Below are 4,229 nucleotides of genomic sequence, written 5' to 3'. Positions count from 1 at the left end.
CGCCTCCCCTGCCCCCTTCACTTCCCGGCGCGCGGCGGTCGTGATGCGGTGCGCGTTGGAGCCCGCGTCGGGCTCGGTGATCGCGAACGCCATCTTGACCGAGCCGTCCGCGAACCGCGGGAGCCAGTGCCGCTTCTGCTCGTCGGTGCCGGAGCGCGCGATGATCGTGGCGCAGATCGCCGGGGAGACGACCATCAGCAGCAGCGGGCAGCCCGCCGCGGCGAGTTCCTCGCAGACCGCCGCGAGGTCGCCGATGCCGCCGCCTCCGCCGCCGTACTCCTCGGGGACGTTCACGCCGAGGTAGCCGAGGCGCCCGGCCTCGTCCCACAGCTCGTCGGTCTTCTCCCCGGCGCGGGCCTTCTCCACGTAGTAGGACGCGCCGTACTTGGCGCCCAGCTCGGCGACGGCTTCGCGCAGCGCCCGCCGCTCCTCGGTCTCGACATAGCTCATCCGATCGTCCCTTCGATGACGGCGAGGACGGCGCCGGACTCGACCTGCTGGCCCGCCGCGACGTGCAGTTCCGCGACCGTCCCCGCGGACGGCGCGACGATGCGGTGCTCCATCTTCATCGCCTCCAGCACGACGAGCGTCTGCCCGCCGGCGACCTCGGCGCCGGGGCCGGTCTCGACGCGCAGCACCGTCCCGGGCATGGGCGCGAGGAGCGATCCGGGGGCGAGCTGGTCGCTCGGGTCGGTGAAGCGGGGGACGGCCCGGAACTCCACCGGGCCGAGGCGGGAGTCGACGTACACCGAGTCGCCCGCGGCGGCGACCGTGAACGTCTCGCGCAGCCCCTCGTTCTCCAGGACGACGCGCTCGGGCGTCGCCGACACCAGCGAGGCGCCGGGGCACAGCTCCGACACCAGCTCGCCGCGCCGCAGGTGGTAGTCGGCGGTCACCTGCCCCGACGGGCCCTCGAACGTCCTGCGCTGGGGCTGCGACCGGACGTTGCGCCACCCCGGCGGGAGACCGCCGAGCACCGGCGCGGCGGCCCGCTCCGCGGCTGCGGCGGCGAGCGCTGCGGCCAGCGCGGACACGCGGACGGCATCCTCCCCGGCGAGCGGCGCGGCGAGGGCGTCGAGGCCGGTGCGGTCGAGGTATCCGGTGTCGGTGCCGCCGGCCAGGAAGCCCGGCTCTTCGAGGATCCGGACGAGCAGGCCGCGGTTGGTGGCCGGGCCGTGGATGCGGGCGCCGCGCAGCCCGGCCGCGAGCCGGCGGGCGGCGGCGCGCCGGGTGGGCGCCCACGCGATCAGCTTGGCGAGCATGGGGTCGTAGTGGACGCCGATCTCGGCGCCGCTCTCGACTCCGCTGTCGAGCCGCAGCCCGTACGTCGCGGGGACGCCGAACTCGGCGTCAACGCCGGGCACCTCGAAGGTGTGCAGGGGGCCGCTGCCGGGCCGCCAGTCATGGGCGGGGTCCTCGGCGTACAGGCGGACCTCGATGGCGTGGCCGCGCGGCTCGGGGACCGCGTCCGGGAGCCGCGCCCCCTCGGCGATCTCCAGTTGCAGCCGGACGAGGTCGACCCCGTACACGCATTCGGTGACGGGGTGCTCGACCTGGAGGCGGGTGTTGACCTCCAGGAAGAAGAAGCGGCCGTCCGGGGCGAGCATGAACTCGACCGTGCCTGCGCCCGTGTAGCCGATGGCGCGGGCGGCGTTCGCGGCGGCCTCGCACAGAGCGGCGCGGAGCTCCGGCCCGACCGCTGGGGACGGCGCCTCCTCGACGATCTTCTGGTGGCGGCGCTGGATCGAGCATTCGCGCTCGCCGAGCGTCCAGACGCCGCCGTGCGCGTCCGCGACGACCTGCACCTCGATGTGGCGGGCGTCCTCCAGCAGCGGCTCGCAGAACACGGCCGGGTCGCCGAACGCCGACTCCGCCTCGCGGCGGGCGCCCGCGACGGCGTCCGCCAGCTCGTCCGGCGCGCGGACGATCCGCATCCCGCGCCCGCCGCCGCCCGCGGACGCCTTCACCAGCAGCGGGAAGTCCGCGCCGGTGACGCGGGCGGGGTCCAGCTCGGGCAGCACCGGGACGCCCGCGGCGGCCATCAGCTTCTTCGCCTCGATCTTGGAGCCCATCGCGGCGATCGCGGCGGGCGGCGGGCCGATCCAGGTCAGGCCCGCGTCGAGCACGGCCTGCGCGAAGCCCGCGTTCTCCGACAGGAAGCCGTACCCCGGGTGGACGGCGTCGGCGCCGGCGCGGCGCGCCACGTCGAGGAGCCGCTCGGCCGACAGGTACGTCTCCGCGGGGGCGGCCCCGGGCAGCCGTCCCGCGACGTCCGCCTCCCGGACATGCGGCGCGCCGGTGTCGGGGTCGGAGTGGACGGCGACCGTCCCGATGCCGAGGTCCCGGCAGGCGCGCAGGACCCGGCGGGCGATCTCCCCGCGGTTGGCGACGAGCACTCTGCTGATCATGTGGCTCACATCCGGAAGACGCCGAAGCCGTCGGCTCCGCGCACGGGCGCGTTGTGGACGGCGGACAGGCACAGGCCGAGGACGGTGCGGGTGTCGCGCGGGTCGATCACGCCGTCGTCGTAGAGGCGGCCGGACAGGAAGAACGGCAGCGACTCCGCCTCGATCTGGTTCTCGACCATCTCCCGCATCGCGCGGTCCTGGTCCTCGTCGTAGACCTGCCCGCGCGCCTCCGCCGCCTGCCGCGCCACGATCGACAGGACCCCCGCGAGCTGCTGCGGGCCCATCACCGCGGACTTCGCGCTCGGCCACGTGAACAGGAACCGGGGGTCGTACGCCCGGCCGCACATGCCGTAGTTGCCCGCCCCGTACGAGGCGCCCATCACGACCGTCAGGTGCGGCACCCGGCTGTTCGCCACCGCGTTGATCATCAGCGCGCCGTGCTTGATGATCCCGGCCTGCTCGTACTCCCTGCCGACCATGTAGCCGGTCGTGTTGTGCAGGAACAGCAGCGGCGTGTCGCTCTGGTTGGCGAGCTGGATGAACTGGGCGGCCTTCTGCGCCTCCGCGCTGAACAGCACGCCCTGCGCGTTGGCGAGGACCCCGACCGGGTAGCCGTGGACGCGGGTCCAGCCGGTGACCAGGCTCGTCCCGTACAGGGGCTTGAACTCCTCGAAGCGGGAGCCGTCCGCGATCCGGGCGATGACCTCACGCGGGTCGAACGGGATCTTCAGGTCCTCGGGGACGATGCCGGCGAGCTCCTCCGCGTCGTACAGCGGTTCCTCCACGGGCCCCGGCGGAGGGCCGAGCTTGCGGTGGTGCAGGTTGCGGACGATCTCGCGGCCGAGGCGCAGCGCGTCCGCCTCGTCGGCCGCCATGTAGTCGGCGAGGCCGGAGGAGCGCGCGTGCATCTCAGCGCCGCCGAGCTCCTCGTCGCCGGCCTCCTCCCCCGTCGCCATCTTCACCAGCGGCGGGCCGCCGAGGAACACCTTCGCGCGCTCCTTGACCATGACGACGTAGTCGCACATCCCCGGGACGTACGCGCCGCCCGCCGTGGAGTTGCCGAAGACCAGCGCGATCGTGGGGATGCCCGCCGCCGACAGCCGGGTGAGGTCGCGGAACATCCGCCCGCCCGGGATGAAGATCTCCTTCTGCGTCGGCAGGTCCGCGCCGCCCGACTCGACCAGGTTGATCATCGGGAGCCGGTTCTCCAGCGCGATGTCGGCGGCCCGGAAGGACTTCTTCACCGACCACGGGTTGCTGGACCCGCCCCGCACCGTCGGGTCGTTCGCCACGATCACGCACTCGACGCCCTCCACGACGCCGATGCCGGTGACGACGCTGGCGCCGACGGGGAAGTCGCTGCCCCACGCGGCGAGGGGGCTCAGCTCCAGGAACGGCGAGTCGGGGTCGATCAGCAGCTCGATGCGCTCGCGCGCGAGCATCTTCCCGCGCTCGCGGTGCCGCTCGACGTACTTCTCGCCACCGCCCGCGAGGGCCTTGGCGTGCTCGGCGTCCAGGGCCGCCAGCTTCTCCAGCATGGCCGCGCGGCGCTCGCGGTACTCCGGGCCGCGCGTGTCGAGCGTGCTCTTCAGCGTCACAGCAGTGCCTCCGGGATGTCGGCGTGGCGGGCCCGCAACCACTCCCCGAGCGCCTTGCCCTGCGGGTCGAACCGGGTCGAGGCCGAGACGCCCTCCTGCAGCAGCCCCTCGACGACGAAGTTGACCGCGCGGAGGTTGGGCAGCACGTGCCGCTGGACGGTGTGGTCACGGGTCTCGGGCAGCAGTTCACGGAACCGCTCGACGGTGAGGTACGGCTCCAGCC

At 74.0% G+C, this 4,229-nt stretch carries 3 protein-coding genes and 1 pseudogene; all 4 read right to left on the bottom strand.

Going from position 1 to position 4,229, the window contains the following annotated elements:
* Positions 1-450, bottom strand: a 450-nt coding sequence (locus E1200_RS31610; RefSeq protein ID WP_207933640.1) for an acyl-CoA dehydrogenase family protein, incomplete at its 3' end; no start/stop codon positions are given.
* Positions 447-2,408, bottom strand: a complete 1,962-nt coding sequence (locus tag E1200_RS31605) for a biotin carboxylase N-terminal domain-containing protein (protein WP_131956059.1) — start codon at positions 2,406-2,408, stop codon at positions 447-449. The genes E1200_RS31610 and E1200_RS31605, both read right to left, overlap by 4 nt.
* Before the next feature lie 5 nt (positions 2,409-2,413).
* The gene (locus tag E1200_RS31600; protein WP_131956061.1) at positions 2,414-3,946 is read right to left on the bottom strand and encodes a carboxyl transferase domain-containing protein; all 1,533 of its coding nucleotides are present in this window, start codon (positions 3,944-3,946) and stop codon (positions 2,414-2,416) included.
* A gap of 56 nt (positions 3,947-4,002) precedes the next feature.
* Positions 4,003-4,229: pseudogene (locus tag E1200_RS31595) on the bottom strand (exopolyphosphatase); the annotation flags it as partial.

This window comes from Actinomadura sp. GC306 (genome assembly GCF_004348665.1).
Taxonomy (GTDB): Bacteria; Actinomycetota; Actinomycetes; order Streptosporangiales; family Streptosporangiaceae; genus Spirillospora.
This window is presented reverse-complemented; position numbering and strand designations above follow the sequence as displayed.

Bases quoted from the DNA above. Each gene is read 5' to 3' on its own strand.
- E1200_RS31600 (WP_131956061.1), bottom strand. From the start codon at position 3,946: ATGCTGGAGAAGCTGGCGGCCCTGGACGCCGAGCACGCCAAGGCCCTC.
- E1200_RS31605 (WP_131956059.1), bottom strand. From the start codon at position 2,408: ATGATCAGCAGAGTGCTCGTCGCCAACCGCGGGGAGATCGCCCGCCGG.